Source organism: Pseudomonas sp. SB113, from assembly GCF_040754745.1.
Taxonomy (GTDB): Bacteria; Pseudomonadota; Gammaproteobacteria; order Pseudomonadales; family Pseudomonadaceae; genus Aquipseudomonas; species Aquipseudomonas grimontii.
The window spans coordinates 1-464 of the sequence record NZ_JBFMHW010000149.1; the positions used below are offsets into that span (position 1 = coordinate 1).

The following is a 464-nucleotide window of genomic DNA, read 5'->3' on the forward strand; positions in this document are numbered from 1 at the left end:
TTCCAGAATGCCGGCGAGCGGCAATTCCGCTTCGGTCGCATCGAAAACGATCGCGTCCAGTTCATGCGCCTTCAGATCGTCGAGGATTTCGCTCATCACCGGCAATTGCGCAAAACGCTTGTCAGTGCAAATCAGCACGCGCTTCCCAAGATCGGCAGCGGCACGTCCTATCGCGCGACGCTGGCCGGGTCCGAACAGAAGCCGTGCAGGTGCGCGCGTCACACCATAATCAAGCCGCATGGTTATTCTCCTCTTCGCCCGTCAGGCGCTCTTTCTTGGCAAGTATTTGAATACGCTCCCAGATTTCAGGAGCCAAACGGATGTCGTCGTCCAACAGCGTATCACGCGTCTGCAGCGCCCTGTCGCCGGGTATGCGAACTGGAAAATTTACGTCAGCCGGATCGGTAGCGCGCACCTGATCCATGAAACGGGCAATGACGGACGCCATGCCGCTCGCCGGTTCC

At 58.6% G+C, this 464-nt stretch carries 1 protein-coding gene and 1 pseudogene; both read right to left on the minus strand.

Translation table 11 applies throughout. From position 1 onward, the window contains the following. Positions 1-240, minus strand: a 240-nt coding sequence (locus AB1462_RS31895; protein ID WP_367249088.1) for an iron-containing alcohol dehydrogenase, incomplete at its 3' end; no start/stop codon positions are given. Then, positions 230-464, minus strand: a pseudogene (locus tag AB1462_RS31900) (hypothetical protein); the annotation flags it as partial. The gene AB1462_RS31895 and the pseudogene AB1462_RS31900, both read right to left, overlap by 11 nt.